The sequence below is a fragment of the Corynebacterium sp. CCM 9203 genome (genome assembly GCF_041357675.1).
In the GTDB taxonomy this organism is placed as follows: domain Bacteria; phylum Actinomycetota; class Actinomycetes; order Mycobacteriales; family Mycobacteriaceae; genus Corynebacterium.
This window is the reverse complement of the sequence record NZ_JAUERY010000004.1, coordinates 41,488-61,482: the sequence shown is the minus strand read 5'-3', so window position 1 is coordinate 61,482 and position 19,995 is coordinate 41,488. Positions and strand designations below refer to the sequence as shown.

Genomic DNA, 19,995 nt, shown 5'->3' with positions numbered 1-19,995 from the left:
CTTCTGGTTCTAGTTGCCGTTGCGGGCGAGCTCTTCGATGCGCCGGGTGAGGTGCGCACCGACGGTCCCGATGACCGGCTCGTCCACTATGGCGAGATGGTCTCCGCTCAATTGAACGATCTCCAACTCATTAACGATAGCGGACCATCCGCCGTCAGGGTCAATCTGTGCGAGACGCGGTTCAAGTTCAATCGCACCGTCATGCATCCGCTCCGCTCGGAACAACAGCACCGGCACCCGGACGTCGGCCCAGCGACCGAGATCCACGGTGTCGAGAATACGGTTGTCCACGAAGCTTGCACGCTGGTGCTCGAGGACACCGGCGGACAGTCCGTGCTCGGTTGCGTCCGTGTTGGCGAGGAACTCACCCATCATGGTGAGCAGGGCTTCCTCACCGGCACTCTCGAGGAGATCAAAGGGCACCGGGAAATCCAGGCCATAGGTCTTCTTCGCAAAGGCCTGATAACGCTGCCAACGTGCCTTCGTCTCCTCCAACGTGTCCGGAGCCGGTTCAGAGGGTTGCACCGTGTCCAGGAGCACTATCTGCTGGATCTCAATGTCCGACCCGACGAGCTGATGCGCAACCTCGTAGGCGAGTGCACCACCGAAGCTCCAACCACCGAGAATCACCGGGCGTCCCTCCGAGTAGTTGCGGATCTCATCGATGTACGCGGCCGCACGATCCTCGAGCGAACCTTCGAGCCTTTCCACACCGTAGACCGGAACGTCTTCCGGCAGTCTGCGCATCAGTGGCTGGTAGACCACCGAGGACCCACCGGCCGGGTGGAACATGAACACGGCAGGCTTGTCCGAGCCCTCGGCACGGGGCCGTAATACACGGATGTTGCCCTCGACCTCGGTTTCAAGACCCTCACGCACAGCATCGGCCAGAGGTTCAAGGGTCTGGGCATCGCGGACCTGTTCAACCGTGATCTCCGTGCCGGAGCGTTCGGTGAGGCGCTCCGCGATGGCAGTCGCGGTCTTCTCGTCGACCTCGGGCAAATCACTGGTTACCCCGGCCGCGGCCGCGCCGGTCAGCGCTGCCCAAGTCGCGAACACGAGACGTTCGGAGGCATCGCGCGGAGCGACCCCCACGCCCTGGCTCCCAGACCGCTGCCCGCCACCCGGAGCATCCGCCGCGACGGAATCCGCGGGGTCCACAGATGTCGATGCAGGTTGGTCCTGAGCCACGTCACGGTCCTCAACCAGTCGTTGAACAAGCACGACGACGTCCGCAACGGAGGCATCGCGCAGCGCCTGGACCTGGAGCGGCGGAATCTGGAAGTCATTCTCGATGCGGTTCTTGATACGCATACCCATCAAGGAGTCCAACCCGAGATCGATAAGCGGAAGCTCGCCCGGCAAATCATCGACGTCATAGCCCATAGACTCGCTGACGATGGTCCGCAACCGATCCTCCACGCTCTCCCCGCTCGCCGGATCCCAGCGAACCGCATCGACGACGATCTCGGGCAGCCCCGTCTCGGACGGATCAGCCGCCTCAGAATCGGAGTCGTAACTGCCGACACCCGCACCACCGGGCACCGGACCGACCCCTTCACCGGCATGTGCCGCGGCGAACCCCTCGGCGAGGAGGGTCGCCGTGCCACCCAGCATGCGGTGGACACTGACATCGACGCCACCAAGGTGGCGACGGGCGATCGTCGTGATCTCACCGGAGGGCGGCAAGGTGCCGCGTTCCTCGAACGCGACGACGGTGGTCCCGGGGTTCAGCGCCTCGGCCGCGGCCTCGACGAGCGCGAGGGTCGAGGGCACGGTCTCCGCAAGGATCGAGAACGCCACGGAGCCGTCCGGCAGGGACACCCGGTTGCCCGGGATGCCGGACACGGACGTCGACGATGGGCGGGCGGCGGTCCAGTAACGCTGGTGCTTCCACCGCACACCGGGAGCGTCGATGCGTTCCCCATCGCCGATGAGCAGGCCGAGGTCGATCGGCTGGCCCGCGACGTAGAGCCGGGACAGCACATCGCGCAGGGTCTCTCCCGGCGATACCTTGCGCTTGAGGGTGTGCAGAAGCTGCGCGTCGGGCTTGCCCACCGAGAATGCGGTGTTCATCATGCCCATCAGCGCAACGGGGTTGGGACAGACCTCGACGAGGATGTCGTGGCCGTCGGCGAACACGCGGGAGATCGCATCTAGGAACCAGACCCGCCCCCGGGTGCAGCGCACCCAGTAGTCGGTGTCGTGGACGACGGATCCCACCGGGTAGACCACACCCCGGTCAACGGAGCTGTAGAGCGGAATGGTCAGGGGACGCGGTTCGATGTCGGCGGTCTCCGCGGCGAGTTCGCCGAGGAGCGGTTCGACGGCGCTGGTGTGCCCGGCACCGCGGACGTTGAGCAGCCGGGCGAACTTCTCCTGCTTCTCCAGCAGTTCAACGAAGCGCACGACGGCATCCCGGGGACCGCCAACGGTGGTCATGCCGGGGCCAGCGTAGACGGCGGGTTCGATGCCCGCGAAGTCGGGGTTCTCGGCGATGAACGCATCGAGATCATCGACGGAGAACTCCACGACGGCCATCGCACCGAGCTGATCCTCGGGCAGGGACTTCTCCCCCTCACCCATGAGACGTGAACGGTGGCAGGCCACCCGCATGGCGTCCTCGGCGGACAGGCCACCGGCGGCGTAGGCCGCGGCGATTTCGCCCATGGACATGCCCGCCACGGCGGCGGGGGTCGCCCCGAGGTTCGCGAGGAGATCGGTGAGCGCGATCTGGATCGCGGTAATGGCGACCTGCGCGGTCTCAGTGTCGTAGGTCTGCTCGTCATCGGTGATGATGTCGGTCAGCGACCAGCCCGACTCGAAGCCGATGATCTTGTTTAGTTCATCGAGCCGCTCACGGAACAGCGGCGATAGCTCGTAGAGTTCCTTGGCCATCTTCCGGTGCTGCGACCCGAAACCAGAATAGACGAACACGGGGCCGGGCTGGGCTGGGGAATCAGCGACGGCGATCCCGGCGCCCTTCTTGCGTTCGGCGACAATACCCAGGCGTTTGATGGCCTCCGCGACGCTGGATGCGGTGACAACCGCGGCGGAGCGGCCGTGATTCTGCCGGGCCAGGGAACGCGCGACCTTCGTTAGATCAGCATCCGGACGGCCCTCCAGGAACTCAGCGAGCACGGCAGCGGCACGCGCACGGCGGGAGGGCAGGAGTCCGGACACCGGCAGAAGGACAGCTTCACCGTCGTCGAGCTGCGCTTCGGTCTCCGGTGCCACGACGTCATAATCTGTCGGCTCAAACGTCTGCAGTACCGCATGCGCGTTGGTGCCACCGAAACCGAAACCGGAAATACCTGCGGTGGGTCGACCCGAGTAGCAGGGCCATTCCCGTGGATCCTCCACGATCTCGATGTGCTCCGCATCGAAGTCGATGTAGGGGTTCGGGCCGCGGAAATTCAGGGACGGCGGTATGACACCATGACGCATACCGAGCACAACCTTGATCAGACCCGCGGCCCCGGCTGCGGACTCCGCGTGACCGAAGTTGGTCTTGGCGCTACCGAGCAGAGTCGGATCGGCGGCATCACGATCAGCACCGAGTACCGCACCAATCGCCGTCGCTTCGATGGGATCACCGAGAATGGTGCCGGTTCCGTGCGCCTCGATGTAGTCGACGACAGAAGGATTGATGCCGGCATCAGCATAGGCTCGCTCAAGGACGTCGATCTGCGCCTCGGGATTCGGAGCGGTCAGGCCGTTGGAGCGGCCATCTGAGTTGATCGCCGTCCCCTTGATCACGGCAAGAATCTCATCTCCGTCGACGATGGCATCCTCGACACGCTTCAGCACGACGATACCCGCACCGTCCGCACGGACGAACCCGTCAGCATCATCCGAGAACGCGTTGATCCTGCCCGAAGGACTGATCACACCGAGCTCCCCAAACGCGGTGGAGATGAACGGTGACGAAAGGATGTTGACGCCACCGGCGAGGGCGACGGTGGCGTCACCGTCACGCAGGGCACGGACGGCGTGATGCACCGCGACGAGGGATGACGAGCAGGCGGTGTCCACGGAGACCGAGGGGCCCCGGAAGTCGAAGGTGTAGGAGATCCGGTTCGGGATGATGGAACTCGCCGTGCCCGTGAGCGCGTAGGGGTGGGCCTCCGCAGGATCGGCGGAGATGAGCATGCCATAGTCGTTGTTCGACGAACCGATGTAGACCCCGACGGGTTCTCCCCGGAGCGAGGACACGGGTATGTGCGCATGTTCGAGGGCTTCCCACGCCAGTTCAAGAACGATACGCTGCTGAGGGTCCATGTTTGCGGCCTCGACGGGCGATAGCCCGAAGAACTCCGCGTCGAAGGTGGCGATATCCTCGAGATAGCCACCCGTGGTGTTCACCTCCGCCAGTTTGCGTGACAGCACCTCGTCACCGGAGTACTCGGACCAGCGCCCGATGGGTAGGTCGCCTACGCCGTCACGGCCACTGACCAGTAGATCCCACATCTCGTCGAGGTTGCCAGCACCCGGATAACGTGCCGACATACCGACAATAGCGATGTCATGGGTGCCGGGTGTCGTGCCTCTTGACGCCGTGTGTACCCCGGCCTGGGCACGGGGGCTACGGCGTTTCGTCGTCGGCCCCTCGATCACCCGTTGGGCGAGTGCCGCGATCGTCGGAAATTCATACGCCACCGTTGCGTCGAGTTGCGCCCCGACCAGGTTCTCCAGTTCCCCGGAGAGGACCACAACATCGCGCGAGGACAGCCCGAAGGTCTCCATCGGTTTGTCATCGGTGACCTCCTCCTCGGGCAGACCGGTTGTCCTGACCACCCAGTGACGCAACCACGTACGTAGTTCGGCGGTCGTCATCGACGGGGACTGCTGGCTGTGATCCATACGGTGGCTTCACTCTTTTCGTGTGCTGATTTCGGTCTTTGAGGATTATCTCGCCGGGGACACTCAACCCGACGACGAAGCAACCCCCCGCGGCACCCCACCCGGTGTGCCGGGACGGGATCCACGGAGGGTCTCCGGTGGTAGCTGACGCCCCGCTACGCGAGGTAGTCGCGGCGACAGACCCTCCGGGCAATCTTACCGCTGGAACTGCGCCTGATCTCGTCGGGTGCGACGATCACGATATCTGCGGGAACGATACCGTGCGAGCGGGACACCGCGGTCCGGATCTCCTCGATCGCGGCCGCATCGCCATCCGCCTCACGGCCGAGGTCACGCTCCGCGAGAATCACGAGTTTCTCCACCTCATCACCCGGCACCGCGAACGCCGCGACGGCGGCCGGTCGAATGTGTTCGGAGGCATGATCGACGGTGTACTCGATGTCCTGCGGGTAATGATTGCGGCCCGCGATGATGATGAGATCCTTGCGACGTCCGGTGATATAGAGCTCATTGTCAACGATCACCCCGAGGTCACCGGTCGCCATCCAGCGGTCATCGTCCGGGGCGCCTTCGGCCCGGGAGTTCTCGGGCAACCTACCGGCGAGTGTGTTCCGGAAGGTCTCAGCGGTGTCCTCCGGACGATCGAGGTAACCCATCGCCGTGTTGTCACCGTGGGTCCACATCTCACCGACAGTGCCGTCAGGAACCTCACAACGGGTTTCCGGATCCACGATAACTAGATATTGTGGCTGGGCTACCTGCCCATTGGACACGAGTGCGGCCGCATTCTCCCCCGGACCATCCACAATCTCGACGGTACCTTCGTTGAGACGCTCGCGATCAACCCAGGTGATGAGGGGGCGGGAGTCGGTCTGCGGTGTGGACACGATCAGAGATGCCTCGGCCAGACCATAAGACGGACGGATCACATTGCTATTCAGGCCGTACTCACCGAAAGCATCGATGAACTGGTTGATCGCCTTCGGCGTGACCGGCTCGGAGCCGACGATCAGGCCATCGAGGCGGCTGAGGTCCAGAGTCTTTCCCTCTGCCGGGCGACCGTAACGCACAGCCAGTTCGAGAGCGAAGTTCGGCACAATGGTGTAGATCTTCTCATCTTCTTCACCCGACGAAACCTGGTCCAGCCAGCGGCTCGGCTGCTGGATGAAGTCACGCGGGCTCATCATCTCAATTTTCAGGCCGAGGATCACACAGAACGCGGCCAGGATGATCCCCATATCGTGGTGCAGTGGCAGCCAGGAGACAACCCGCAGCGGCATCGTCAACTTCGCCGCGGCGAAAATCTGCAGCACGTTGGTCATGATGTTGCGGTTGGTGAGCACAACGCCAGCCGGTGTACGCGTCGAACCGGAGGTGTACTGCAGGAACGCCACCAGGTCCAACGGAGCCGTCGTCGAGGACGCAGCCAGTTGCTTGCCGGCCTCTGTTTCAAGCGGATTGACGAAGCTCTCCGCCAGGGAGTCCGGCAGTGCATCAATGGTCAGGACTCGGGGGCGCTCCGCTGCGGGACGATCCGCGAACATGCGCCGCACAGCAGCCGCCGACCCCGAGTTGGTGAGAATGAACTTCGGTCCACAGTCCGCGAGAACCGCCTTCAGATGCTCCCCGTGGCCGGGTTCCATCGGATCGTAGAGCGGGATCGGCGCCATTCCGGCGTACATTGCACCGAGGAAACCGAACATATACTCCGGGCTGTTCCCCGCCAGAATCGCGACACGATCACCGAGCGTGCCGATCTGCTGGAGTCGGGCGGCGACGGCCTTGATGCGGGTGTTGATCTGCCTGCGGGAGTAATCCGTGGAGATTCCCTCGCGGTTCTCCGAGTAGTCCCAGAACCGGAGGCACTCCCGATCCGCTCCACCAGAGGCGGCCTCCACCATGTACAGGGTCTCGCACAGTCCGGCGAGCGTCAGCTTCTCGGGAAGATTGATCTGGCCCTTGTCATCAAAGAACTGGCCCATGGCCGCCTTGAGATCCATAATTCTCCTTGTTTGTCAGTGGGTGCACACTGTCCGGCACCATTATCAGCATCGCATGTTTGGTCCAGTGTATTACTTTGGCGTGGAAACGACGCCACCGCAGGGCATTACGGAACCGGTGGAACCGATCCCACCACGCCCGACGCCGGTGCCGACTCCGGGGCACGGTCAACAAGCCCCGAGATCCAATCGATCAACCACCGTGTCGTCGTCGACCCCGGGAACACATTCGGATTCGTCGCATACTGTGCGTGCACCCCATTGTTCGCGATCAGACCCTGCGCACGCTCCACCGCGTTGCCGACACCGAGCGGGGCGTCACAGATGTGGTCGTTCGGAGCACAGATCTGGAAGGTACGGTCATCCAGCACACCGAAACCACTGTCCCGCGGCCCGCGCATCGTCGCACCAGGCGTCACGAGCTGCACAGCCGGATTCAACAGTTCGAGAGAAATTTCCGCACCTACACCCGATACCGGGTTTCCCACAGCCTGGCCGACACCCGGTTCGCGCCGACCGTCAGCGACCAGGGCGACACCCCTGACCCGCTCCGCAGGCACGGCACCGTGACCGTTACCGATCTCACTGGCGATATCTCCGACGATAACCGCTCCCTGTGAGAAACCAGTCATGATGAAATCCGTGAGCGGACAGTCCTGGTGAGTGATACGGAGTTCATTCTCCAGCGTCGACGTACCCTCACTCCGGGACTCGTCATACGTCATCTCGTTCTCGGAGTTCAGGTTACGGAACTGCGCCGTGTAAGGCAGGGTCCACACCTTCACGCGCTCCGCAGAATACCGCTCCTGCAGTGGCCTCGTGACCGACAACAGGAAAGAATTCGGGTTGAACATCGGGTTCACCGGGTCATCGGTGGGTGACGACTCCCACGTACCCGGTGCCGCGATGATCTCTACATCCGGGCACCACTCCGGCTGCACCGGACCGGTAGCTGAAGGATCACCCGGCGCACCCGGCCCCGAACCAGGGAGGGCCCCCTCATCATTGACCCACCGCCAGGTTCCCACAGCGATCATGCCGACCACGACGATGGCCACCAGAACTGTCAGCGTTTTTTTCATAACGTCTAGCAGTACGCTGACTTGGCGGCAGAGGCAATCCGATCCGCGACGACCTCAACCGACGCCGACGCCCGCGCCTGCTCTATCAGCTGACCTGCGACAGCTTCCAACGTGTAATTATCGACACCGCTAGCCGCCGAACGGCAGACCTCCGCAGCGGCACCGATCATCTGATCCTCAATACCGTCGACAGAGATTCCACCCTCTCGCAGTTCCTTCAGGTACGCCAGATCAGCGGCGCTACGATCCTGTGCCAGTCCAGGGATCTTGTCGATCTCCCGTGCCGCACCATCACGAGGCTCGGGAATCGGCGGAACCACCGGTTGTGGCGCAGCTTCCCGACGCTCCGGACTCGCGGACACCAGGGACGGATCCTCAGACCTGCCTGAAGGCTCCGCGCTGGCGGACTCGGAGACATCCTCACGCGAAGCCTTCGGCAACGATGACGTCACCGACGGCTCCACGACATCATCACTCTCCGACGTCGCACCACCACACCCCGCCAAGACGAATGCAACGATGGTGAACAGAGGAAAAATGAACCTACGCATCACTTCATTTCCTCAACGATTCCACCGTTGATCTGCTTGATCGTTCCATGCTGGAAGGTCTGGCTCAGGCCACCGGTCGGGATCTCCTCCATATCCGATGTTGGCCAACCGAACTTACCGTTCTCCCAGCCATTTTCACCCCAGTAGTCACGGATAGCACCGTTGTAGACCGCATGAGCACCACTGCCCAGTGACCAGTAGATCGTGCCGTTGTCAAAGTTCTGGAGTGCACCACCCGGGATCAGGAACTCGTTGGAGGTGGGGGCACCGAGCTTCGAGGCGGTCGCCTTCATCTCGCCGTACTTACGGGCGATCAGACCACGCGACCAGAACGTGCCATTCTTCGGCGTGCGGATGACGTAGCCACCCTGGAACTGCTGAATCCAGCTTCCCTCCAGCTCCTTCGCCTCAGCCACCGGGTAACCCAGTACACCCTTCTCATAGCCCTGATTACCCCACGATTCGACCATGTCACCGGGGATCGCCTGAGCACCGGTCTCCGGCGTCCAGTAGATCGATCCGTTCTCGAAGTGAACGAAGCGACCCCGCCCATCCGGCGCCGTCAGCTCGTTGGTCTTCGGGAAGCCCAGGAAAGAACGTGGCCCACCCAGTTCCGCGTAGCGCGCCGCAATACGACCAATCAACATGTGCGCACCAGTGTCAGGCGACCAGTACGCCTGCCCGCCCCGGAAATCCTGGGCCTTACCCGTATCACCGTCGCCGGCCACCACGTCGTATTCGTTGTTGACGCAGCTACCCCACGCGCCGGATGCAGTCAACGCACCGATCGCTCCAATTGCTTCACAGTCCGCTCCGCGGTCCTCCTCCTTGAGCGCGAGAGTGTCTGCAACGTAGGGCCATGCCTGCGTCAACTCAAACTGCCAGTAGGGCCAGTTATGGACACCCGACGGACGGAACATCGCGATCACCGGAACGCCAGCCTCCCGGGCTGAACGCACGAACGTCTCCGAAGTCATCCGGGCAATGACTTCCAATCCCTTACCCGCATGGTTCGCGGGCTCGGTCGCCACCGATCCCGGTTCACCGAAATCGTCCCGCCCGGAGCCAGCCGAAACGTATACCGTCTTGCCTTTCAACGCTTCGATACCCAGTTTCGGGTCATTGTCGATCCACCGCTGAGATCCTGCAGGTCCCCACATCGCATCAGCGTTGTACCCACCCCCCTCACGCAAGGCACCCGAGATCATCGCGGGCATACCCGTCGATGTCGTATCAAGGTAACCCGAGAATGAACCGACGAAATCAAAGAGATCAGGACGGTGTTCCGCAATGTTGACGGCTGCTGTACCTCCCATCGATAGACCAATGAGCGCACGTTTACCGTTGGCCCGGTAGCCCTGTTTCAGCACAGCCGGAAGCTCCTGCGTGAGGAAGCTCTCCCACCGGTAGTTCTTCCCGTTGTCCGGACGATTCCAGTCCGTGTAGAACGAGGCTTCACCACCGATGGGCAGAATCACGTTGACGTTCTTGTCCGCGAAGAACTGCTCTGCGTTGGTGTGGAGCGTCCAGCCGGACTCCTCATCGACCGCACGCAATCCATCAAGCATCCACACACTCGGGAACGTGGCATTCGGCTGCGAGTACCAGTCACGGGCCAGAAGTACCTGCACCTGCATGAGCTGCTCCGGCATCGCGGCAGAACGAATGAACAGAGCGATACGGTGCGTACCCAGCCACTCCTGGCGGACGACATCAACGCCCTCCGGAAGGCCCTCGATATCGGGGTACTCCGTTTTAACAGGAGTCCGCTCCGGAACATTCTCTTCCTTCAGGTAATCGGTGATACCACCGGATGAGCCGAACGCACTCGATAGTCCGCTCAGGCCGGAACTCTGAGCCAGAACAGTCGTCTGCTCCGCAGAAGCGACCGGGGAGAAGAGGCCGACGCCCAGGGCAATTGCCGTGGGGACTGCAGCGAGGGCTATCCGGTAAGAGCGTCGGCTGCTGGTGAATGCGGTGTCGCGCATGAAGGTGTCCTTTGTATCGGTTCTTGAAATCAATGTTCGGCGTGAAAGGCCGACCGGTGCAACCGGTGACACGAACAGGCGCCCCACAACGCTCCGGGAGTTCCCCGCTCCCGGAACAAGTGACGCCGTCACCGGTTCTTCTTGTAGCTATGTCGTCGATCCAGGGCCAGACCGTTACCAATCGCTGTACCAGCCACCGGACCAAACCCTAAAGATCGACTTTAAGTTTAGGTTGAACATAAGACTTAGTCGAGTTTCAACACATGACACGCCGAGGCTACCCCACCAGTACCCTCCCCAAGCACCGCGACACCCGCCGCCAACCTGACACCGCGATAAAAGACTCCGACCAACCCGGAACCCAGCGTCGACAAGCACCCGACCACAACGGACCCCCATCCGAAGATAACCGGCGCACCACCTCCAACCAGGAATTATCCCTAAAATTCCGCCAATTCACACGCACCACCCGCAAGCCTTGCAACTCCAGCCGCTGCTGCCGCTCCTGCTCCGCGAGTAACGCACGTTGCGTGACCCGCACCTGCCCCAGAAGTTCCTCCGACGACATCGAATCCACCCCCGGCACCACCTCCACCAGGCCATATTTCTCCCTACCGTCATACTCCACAACCACCCCCGAATCCCTGAAAAGAAAATCAACACGCCCCACGAAAACCCCTCTCCGATCCACAACCTCCGCCTGCAACCAGGGAACCGGACACCCCGCACACCACAACACATAGCGCACCAGCGACTCCCTCGGACTCTCCGCCGCACCACTCACCACCGGTAACAACCGAACTACCCGGATCAACCACCTCGACCGCCGCATCACCCGAAGCCGTTCAACCACATCCGCGACCGAAAACAAACCCACTCTCAGACAATGATCAAACACCACCACCGCGTCCTCCGGGCAACCGAACCGTGCCACATCAACCGCTGTCTGAACTGGTGACGTCACCCGCACCGGACCCCACCGAGACTCCACCACAACCGAATCCGCCCGACAAACATCCTGCGCCGAACGAAACCGTACCCCTTCCACCCGAGGACCCGACATACCCCGCCCCACCTGTAACGACACGCCAGACAACCGCCCAGCCAAGGGGAAACCGTGCAGCACAGCGGCCGCCTCACCCATCACCACCGCATCCGGATACCGATACGACACCCCCACCGCGAACGCAGCCCACCGATCCCACCGCTCACCCGAAACGATGTCCGGCGGTGCGAAAATACACCGGGTTACCCGCACCAAATCACCCGTCCGCACCCGCGCATACACCCGCGCCCGCTCAGCGGGTGTGAGCATCCGGGTATCCACCATCGGCGATCCCGCCCGCGCACACCGAACAGGTAAGCGAGGCCGTCCTGGACGGCCCCGACCACCGCGATCCATGACAGACGTCATACCGGTAGTTCCACTGGGAACCGATCTTTCATTCCTGACACCCATGCCTCATCTGACCCCAATTCCCCTTATGAGGTTCCCGGACAGCCCAGCCCCCTTCCTCATCCCCCGATTTACCGTCACCGACCGGACAACCTCACCAATATCAGATTCACTGCCGCATCGGGAGCAAAACCGCAGGAGACGATCGTGCACTCGGCGGAAAGTCCCCCAGTAATGAGGAAACCCACGCACCTCACAACCACCGAAAACAGGACTTTCATCACCATCTTCGGGGATACCCGCCCCCTAAAACCTCTCTAACACGAAGTAGAACATCATCCCCTCAACAGACCCAGCTACCGTGCCAGCCAAAGTCACACAACACGGCAGAAACCAGGAAATCCCGAACCTCCTCACCAGCAGAGCAAGGTACGAAGATCTCCGGGTACAGCGAAATCCCCGCAGGGAACTTTCTCAAGTCCGTACTGCGGGGATTCAGGTGGAAAATCCGGAGCCGCGAAAACCGCGGTGAACGGAAGCGCTACCAGGCGTTCATAACGTCAAGGACTCGCCCCTTGGTCTTGTGGAGCTGATCATTCCAGATTCCCCAGTTGTGGACGCCGGTCGGCGGGTAGTCCACCGCCGGGTTCAGACCGATGGCACGGGCCTTGAGTTCCCAGGCAACCGTGGTGTTCCGGGCAACCCACTCGAGACCCCAGCCGACGATCCTGTCCCAGAGCGGGATGTTCCAGTCATCTCCCGCCCACATTCCTGTGGACGCAGAAATGTAGATGTCCTTGCCCCGGAGCCCCTCCATGTTCCAGTAGGGGTCATTCTCGAAGCGGCGCGGACTGATCAACGCACCGTACATGGCATTGAGGTTGAGGCCACCGGTCTCTAGGAGCGCGATCCTCATGAGAGTCTGCATACCGGGTGCCGTGGTGGTGAGATATCCGGAGAAGCTCATCGCCTGCTGATACATCTCAGGATGCCGGGCCGCGAGGTTGAGTGCTGCGGTACCCCCCATCGAAAGACCTGCGATCGAATTACGGTGCGGATTGACCCCGAAGTGCTCCTGCAGATAGCCCGGAAGTTCGGCGGTGAGGAACGTCTCCCATTTGATCACGAGCGGGTCGGAGGACGAGAAGTTACCGGGTGCAACCCAGTCACTGTAAAAGGTTCCTGCTCCGCCGACAGGCATGATGAGGTTGATGTTGCTGTCCGCATAGGTAGCGGGGGCGTCAGCATACATGGTCCAGCCGGTCTGCTGCGTGTCTGCCCGCATACCGTCGAGAAGGTAGAAGCCCGCATCTCCACCACGCTGAGAGGGCTGGATGAGAACGGGGATCGTACGGTCCATGGCGGGCGACCACACGTCGCAGCGCTGCACTCCGTGGCCGGAAGCATCCCATTCGCAGGTACCGGTGGCGTCCGGCCGCAGCCAGTCACGGTTAGCGGCCTCAGCGGTTCCCACACCGACAACCATGAGAGTGGCTGTCGCGGCGGTGGCGGCCACCACAGATGTGACCTTCTTCCCTGCGATACGCAGGCGAGAGGCGATTGACATGGTTCTCCTTGCAGGACACTTTCCGGACCGGGGGCGCTGATAGCAGCAACCGATCCGTCTATCCCCGGCCTTGATCATTTCGTTACACGATCACCGTACACGGATCGCCATATTTTTACAGTGCAGGCACAACGTACACGGCGATCACGATGCAGACCACCCACAGCACGGCGAGGGCTTGGAGGGTCCGGTCGGACAGGGCGAGTTCATCAGGTGCCCCGCCATCGCCCCGGTCGATGTCAGCGGCATAACGGAGAATCGCGACTGTGAACGGGACCAAGGAGATTTGGTACCAGACCCCACCGGCCCCATCCATTGCACGGCTGACGTCGAAGCCCCAGAGCGCATAGCTCATGACAACAGCGGTGGCCGATAGAGTCCAGACGAATCGGAGGTACGTGTCGGTGTACCCCTCGAGGGACTTCCGGATCTTCGCGCCCGAGGACTCGACGAGAAGAATCTCCGCGTAGCGTTTTCCGGAGGCCATGAACAGCGACCCAAAGGCCGCGACAAGGAGGAACCACTGGGAAAGCGCAATACCCGTCGCTACTCCTCCTGCCATCGCACGAAGCATGAAACCGGAGGAAACCAGCGCAATATCAATGACGGGCTGGTGTTTCCACCCGAAGCAGTAACCGAGCTGGAGTGCAATGTAGACGGCTACAACGATCGCGAGGTTTACCCCTGCGGATGCAAACAGGGAGATCAGTACGGAAGCGAGCATCAGTCCGATAGCCATCACATAGGCAAGGTTCACGGGGAGTACACCTGCGGCGATCGGCCGGAACCGCTTGGTGGGGTGCGCTCGGTCCGCATCAACATCGCGGGCGTCGTTGACAAGGTAGATCGAGGACGCCGCGAGACAGAATACGAGGAACGCGATCACAATGTCGGCGATGGTTCGGCCGTTGAGAAGCGCGGCGGATCCAGCCGCGGCAGGTGCCGCGATGACGAGGACATTCTTCACCCACTGCTTGGGTCGGAGTGCCTTGATCATGGCATCGGGGAGATTCTTCGGGGGCTGGCGTCTCCCGTCGCCCTCAATCCCCCGGGTATGGGGCTCGGACCCGAGCAGCCCGTCATGCGGCTGACTCATACGTTCTTCCTTTCACGCTTGTCGACGACCCGACACACGGCATCGGCGGTCACGGCCCCCAGGGTGGCTCCCGCTACGACATCGGTTGGGTAATGCACTCCGAGCACCATACGCGACAGCATCATCACCGGCACTCCGACGAGCGGCCAGCGCGAACCGGTGGCTCGGTTCACCGCGATGAGGGCCGCAGTGGTGGATGTCGCGTGCGACGACGGGAAACTCAGCTTCGACGGCGTGGACACCCCGATCCGGATGCGTGAGTCGTGGGGACGTTTCCGGCGCACGACTCGTTTGATCACGATGGATGCCGCATGGCTCACGAATGCCGACCCGGTAACCGCCAGCCACGGACCACGTCGGTTTGCGTCGATGGCTGCTCCCACGGCACCGAGCGCAATCCACCCGGCGGCGTGTTCACCGAAAAGACTGAGTCCCCTGGCCACCGGCAGCGCAGCGGGGGCGTCGTAGAGCGTGTCCTGAATTCTCACCAATACATCGGATTCACGCATGAAAGACCTTTCCCCAGCTCTCGCGGCTGGTGAGCTCCTCGTGGGCGGCACGGTAGGCGATGCGTAGATCATCGAAACGATCGAGGATCTCACGCTGCAACCGGTTGGATTCCGCGAGAAGTGTCTTCGCCTTGTCCCGGTCGCGCTGACGGTACACGACACCGCGCCCGTCGGCGGTGGTGACGGTAGCGCCGTCGACACGCGACAGGGAGAACCAACGAGCCTCGATCGGCGCGAAGTTTGCCTGCGGAACCTCATGGTGGGCAGGGTCGTGCGGACGCACGGAGTGCAGGAGTCCCTTGGCCAACCAGACGGCCTTCTTCACCGGGGCCAGGCGGCCACCGATGTCCTTGACAGGAACACCCGGCGCGCCCGACGGCTTCGGGAGTTCAGCGGCAGTCGGCAACACCACGGCATCCGGGTAGTCACGGCGCAGGCGGTTGATGCGCGGCAGCGACGTCTCGAGGATGTCGAAGAGGTGACCCGGTCCCGCGAGGAAGTCCTTCATCGCCTCATTCTGGATCGCGACAGTCGAGTACTCGAGGCACAACAGATGTTTCAGTGTCGCTTTCTTCATGCTGCGCACGATTCCTTCCGGACCACCATCATGATCCATCGCAGCGACGATCAAGCGGTTCCTGAGATGGAAGTATGCCTGCCAGTCGATGGCGTCATCCTTGTCGGACCAGGCCATGTGCCAGATCGCCACACCCGGCCACGTGGCCGTCGGGAATCCCGCCTTCCCTGCACGCAAACCGTACTCCGCATCATCCCACTTGATGAACAGCGGTAGCGGCTGCCCGACCTGCTCCGCGACAATTCGCGGGATGAGACACATCCACCAGCCGTTGTAGTCGACGTCGATACGACGGTGCAGATCCCGTGAGTTCCGATCCTTCGGGCCGTCTCCGGGTCTGCCCTGGTAAGACAGGGGATAGCGGGAAAAGTCATGGTCGTACGCGACATGAGGCGCTGACGTCCACATAAAGATCGACCGGTCGATGACCTCACCCATCGAGTGCAGATGGCTTCGCTCCTGCAGGTTCAGCATCTGCCCACCGACAAGCATCGGACTCTTCGCGTACCGCGCCACCTGGAGGGCACGAAGCACCGAATCCGGCTCAATCGCGATGTCATCATCCATATAGAGGATATACGGCGACTTCTTCGCGCCTGCTTCCCCTGCACCGTCGACGCCGCCGAGGGCCTCGAACATGATGCGCGAGTAACCACCTGACCCCCCCAGGTTTCCCTGGCGGAACTCGAAGAACCGGTCCCCGAAGTGCTCCGTCACCGCGGCATAGCCCGGTTCGTCGGCCGGATGGCGGGACCCCTGGTCCGGCATGATCACGGTGTCGATCACCGCGTCAACCTGCGGGTCGCTGGCGAGTGCCTCGAGCGCGGCGACCGCATCCGCGGGGCGGTTGAACGTGGGGATGCCCACCGTCACCCGCGGCTCGAACGGCCCGACAGTCGTGCCATCGGGCATGGTCTGCGGCGCGGGTGCGCACGGTGCGAACCAGCCGGCCTGCGTAATCATCGCATCCGTTTCCGCGGTCACGTCGAACCACAACCAACCCCCATCCTCGAACGGATCCAGCGACAACTCAAACTCAGCCGCACCGTCCGCAACGAGCCTGCCGGCAACCGCAATCCGAGAACCATCGATCTTCGAACGGTAGACGTCGACACGCGCTTCACCGGTGACCTCGACACGGAGAACAACCTTCGACAACTGCGACCACCGCCGCCAGTAGGACGCCGGGAAAGCATTGAAGTAGGTCTGGAAACTCACTTCCTGACCTGCACGGACACTGAAGCTAGTCCGGTCTGGCCACGTCACCCGCTGTGTGTTCGTCTCAGCCTCAAGAAGATAGAGCGTGCGGACGTCGTGCGGCTCGCCCCTCCTCGGCAGCAGAACACGCTGCAACTGCTCCACCGCCCTGGAATCATCTGGCACCCGCGGTGCCGACGCAACGGCAGGTGTTTCCCGGGAATCGGGGGCGGAAGATTCGCTCATGACGTTTCAACGTCCTTTCGGCCTTCGGTCAGTACCAGTCTCAATCTAATCATTAGCGCGATGGTGCTGCGTTACCCACGCGGTGAGCACAGCAAGCGGAGCCGGTAATCCGGAAAGACCAGAGTAACCGGGCTGGTGAATAAGCTCGTTTTCACGGACCACAACGCCACCTGGAGGAAAAACCCCAGGAGCGCACCCGCACGCAGGCACACAACCAGCCGACAACGAGGAAACACCGTTTCTAGGCGCCACTAGACTGGCGATATGAACCGTGCGGAACCCTCATCCCGAATAATCCTGCAGGTAGCTGCTCTGGTGGCCTTCCTCATGGTGCTGCTTCTGCCGATTCCGGTAGCTGGAGCACAGGCTCCACCAACGGAACGTTCCGTTGCGATCCCCCTGCGTGGAGGCGTGCTCACAGATGACGACGTCGCACTATTAGCGGGGGAAACCCAGAACCTGGTCCTCCCGGTCAACGTCAAGCGGGTCGTGTACCTGGTGTTCGAGTCGAATGAGCCCAACCTGAACGATTCACTCCGCTACTACGCGGAGCGCGACGACCGATCGCTGCTGTCTGGGGCGGAGGACAAGTTCGCCCCAGGTTCGCTGATTGTGGCGGTGGGTATGGATCCCCGCCGCGTCGGGGTGGCCTGCGGCGACGACGTGTGCAACGCGATCAATTTCTACGGCGCGGGCCGCATGGACGGGATCCTCGACGAGATGCGGGTGCCGTTGCGACAGTCGGGCGACCCGAACATCGCGGCGGCACTGCTGGCCGGTGCCCGGGCGGCCGGGGACACGACGGTTGTGTCCGCGGGCGGGGACGCCAGCCCGTCGCACTGGTGGATCCTGGGTGGGATCGGCGGCATCGGTGCCGTGGTTGGGATCGGCAGCGCGGCCTGGGTTCGGTGTCATCGTCGACGTCGGATGCGGGAACGCTATGACTACGTGGTGGACAACTACGCGCGGGTAGCGGCGCACCTGGATTCGATCAATGTGCAGGCTCACTCGTTGTCGTCCCCGCTTGCCGACGACGCAGTGCGCCGCGACTGGGAGGATGTGCGTTCTAGGTTTCTGTCTATCGACGATACGGTGCAGAGCCTGAGTGGTATCGGCAACGAGGTCGAGGACAGGGAACTGGCCAAACATCGGAAGGCGATCAACGAGGCCTACGAAACGGTGCAGCAGATGGAGAACGCGGAGGACAACATCGATGAGTTCTTCCGGATGGAACACGGCGATGGCACCGTCCGTCGCCGGCGCCTGACGGAGATGCACGAGGATCTGACAGAGGCCCGGACGACGGTGTCCGATGATGGTCTGCGCGAGGATCTGAAGAAGATCGATGAGCGGGTCCTGGCGCTTCGGGACACACCGGATGCCCCGGTGTTCATGGAGACCTACGCGCAGATCATCACCGACTACCGGATCGTCATCGAGGCCGTGCGGCGGCGCGAGTTCGACGACGTGGAGCCGGATGACGACACCACGGCACCACGGATCTGGGATGATTCATGGCGCCCCGGCTACGGGTACACCGGGTTCGTGCCATTTATGACGGTGAACTCATGGCATGAGTCGGCGATGAGCTCTTCCACGGGTTCCTCGGGCACCACCACCGGGTACTCCTCGGGCGGATTCTCCGGTGGGGCAGCCTCGGGAGGCTGGTGAGCTATTCTCCCTCGAACAACGGGGTGAGCTTGTTGTCGAAGAGGTTCATGGCGCTCGCGATGGCCATATGCATGTCGAGGTACTGGTATGTACCCAGGCGCCCACCGAAGAACACCCGGTTCTCCGAGGTCTCCTCTTCCGCACGTTTCCGGTAGGCGAGCAGCATCTCCCGATCATTCGGTGTGTTGATCGGATAATAGGGTTCATCCGTGTCCTCGGCGAAGCGGCTGTACTCCTTCATGATGACGGTCTTGTCATTCGGGTAGCTGTCGCGCTCAGGGTGGAAGTGCCGGAACTCATGGATGCGGGTGTAGGGGACATCGGCATCGTTGTAGTTCATCACCGGTGTGCCCTGGAAATCGCCGGTGTCGAGCACCTCGGTTTCGAAGTCGAGGGTGCGCCAACCGAGTTTGCCCTCGGAGTAGTCGAAATAGCGGTCCAGCGGACCGGTGTAGACGACCGGCGCATCGGGGCTTTCACCGCGGACATCGTCGCGGACCTCGAACCAGTCGGTGTCGAGCCGGACGTCGATGAGTTCGTGGTCTGCCATCCGCGCGAGCCAGGCAGCGTATCCATCCTTCGGTAGGCCTTCGTATGTGTCATTGAAGTAACGGTTGTCGAAGGTGTACCGCACCGGCAGGCGGGTGATATTGCCGGCTGGTAGTTCTGTGGGGTCGGTCTGCCACTGCTTCGCGGTGTAGTCGCGGATGAACGCCTCGTAGAGCGGACGCCCGATGAGAGAGATCGCCTTCTCCTCAAGGTTTGAGGCCTCCTCGGGGTTGATTTCGCTGGCTTGCTCCGCGATCAGCGCACGTGCCTCGTCCGGGCTGTAATAGCGTCCGAAGAACTGCGCGATCAGGCCCAGACCCATCGGGAACTGATACGCCTGGCCGTCGTGCATGGCGAAGACCCGGTGCTGGTAGCCGGTGAATTCGGTGAACTGGTTGACATAGTCCCAGACCCGCTTGTTCGAGGTGTGGAACAGGTGTGCGCCGTACTTATGGATCTCGATACCCGTGGTCGGCTCAGCTTCCGAATACGCGTTACCACCCAGATGGCTGCGCCGCTCAACGATGAGTACGCGCTTCCCCAGTTGACTGGCCGCCCGTTCGGCAACAGTCAGTCCGAAGAGGCCGGAACCGACGACGATGAGGTCGTACCGGGTGTTCATGGCGGGGCTGGTCGAGGGATTTGTCATGGGATCCAGAATAATGCCCCGGACAGCGGCACGGGCTGTGGGCGCGCCGCACCC

10 protein-coding genes and 2 pseudogenes are annotated in these 19,995 nt (G+C 62.3%); 1 reads left to right on the top strand and 11 read right to left on the bottom strand.

Annotated features, from left to right (window positions below; translation table 11 throughout):
• Positions 1-9: 9 nt before the first annotated feature.
• From QWU44_RS09335 to QWU44_RS09290, 10 genes and pseudogenes are all read right to left on the bottom strand, one after another.
• Positions 10-1,107, bottom strand: a pseudogene (locus QWU44_RS09335) (alpha/beta fold hydrolase); the annotation flags it as partial.
• Between the two features lie 95 nt (positions 1,108-1,202).
• Positions 1,203-4,863: pseudogene (locus tag QWU44_RS09330) on the bottom strand (beta-ketoacyl synthase N-terminal-like domain-containing protein); the annotation flags it as partial.
• Positions 4,864-5,018: 155 nt separating this feature from the next.
• Positions 5,019-6,863 (bottom strand): FadD32-like long-chain-fatty-acid--AMP ligase, encoded by a 1,845-nt coding sequence (locus tag QWU44_RS09325; protein ID WP_370915419.1) that lies wholly within the window; start codon positions 6,861-6,863, stop codon positions 5,019-5,021.
• Between the two features lie 107 nt (positions 6,864-6,970).
• Positions 6,971-7,945, bottom strand: a complete 975-nt coding sequence (locus QWU44_RS09320) for a cutinase family protein (RefSeq protein ID WP_370915418.1) — start codon at positions 7,943-7,945, stop codon at positions 6,971-6,973.
• A 5-nt stretch (positions 7,946-7,950) separates the two neighbouring features.
• Positions 7,951-8,496: a DUF732 domain-containing protein gene (locus QWU44_RS09315; RefSeq protein ID WP_370915417.1), complete on the bottom strand. Its 546-nt coding sequence runs from the start codon at positions 8,494-8,496 to the stop codon at positions 7,951-7,953.
• Positions 8,496-10,484, bottom strand: a complete 1,989-nt coding sequence (locus QWU44_RS09310; RefSeq protein ID WP_370915416.1) for an alpha/beta hydrolase-fold protein — start codon at positions 10,482-10,484, stop codon at positions 8,496-8,498. Before QWU44_RS09310 ends, QWU44_RS09315 begins: the two co-directional genes overlap by 1 nt.
• A gap of 1,937 nt (positions 10,485-12,421) precedes the next feature.
• Positions 12,422-13,447 (bottom strand): alpha/beta hydrolase, encoded by a 1,026-nt coding sequence (locus tag QWU44_RS09305; RefSeq protein WP_370915415.1) that lies wholly within the window; start codon positions 13,445-13,447, stop codon positions 12,422-12,424.
• A 115-nt stretch (positions 13,448-13,562) separates the two neighbouring features.
• Positions 13,563-14,543, bottom strand: a complete 981-nt coding sequence (locus QWU44_RS09300) for a decaprenyl-phosphate phosphoribosyltransferase (RefSeq protein ID WP_370915414.1) — start codon at positions 14,541-14,543, stop codon at positions 13,563-13,565.
• Entirely contained in the window at positions 14,540-15,052 is a 513-nt protein-coding gene (locus tag QWU44_RS09295) for a phosphatase PAP2 family protein (RefSeq protein WP_370915413.1), read from the bottom strand. The genes QWU44_RS09300 and QWU44_RS09295 overlap by 4 nt, the downstream gene beginning before the upstream one ends.
• A complete protein-coding gene (locus QWU44_RS09290) occupies positions 15,045-17,072 on the bottom strand; it encodes a glycosyltransferase (protein ID WP_370915412.1) in 2,028 nt (675 codons plus the stop codon). The genes QWU44_RS09295 and QWU44_RS09290 overlap by 8 nt, the downstream gene beginning before the upstream one ends.
• Before the next feature lie 264 nt (positions 17,073-17,336).
• Between QWU44_RS09290 and QWU44_RS09285 the strand changes: the two genes are divergently transcribed.
• The gene (locus QWU44_RS09285; protein ID WP_370915411.1) at positions 17,337-18,743 is read left to right on the top strand and encodes a DUF5129 domain-containing protein; all 1,407 of its coding nucleotides are present in this window, start codon (positions 17,337-17,339) and stop codon (positions 18,741-18,743) included.
• Between the two features lies 1 nt (position 18,744).
• Here the strand turns inward: QWU44_RS09285 and glf are convergent, their stop codons facing one another.
• Positions 18,745-19,941 (bottom strand): UDP-galactopyranose mutase, encoded by a 1,197-nt coding sequence (glf, locus tag QWU44_RS09280; protein ID WP_370915410.1) that lies wholly within the window; start codon positions 19,939-19,941, stop codon positions 18,745-18,747.
• Positions 19,942-19,995 lie beyond the last annotated feature (54 nt).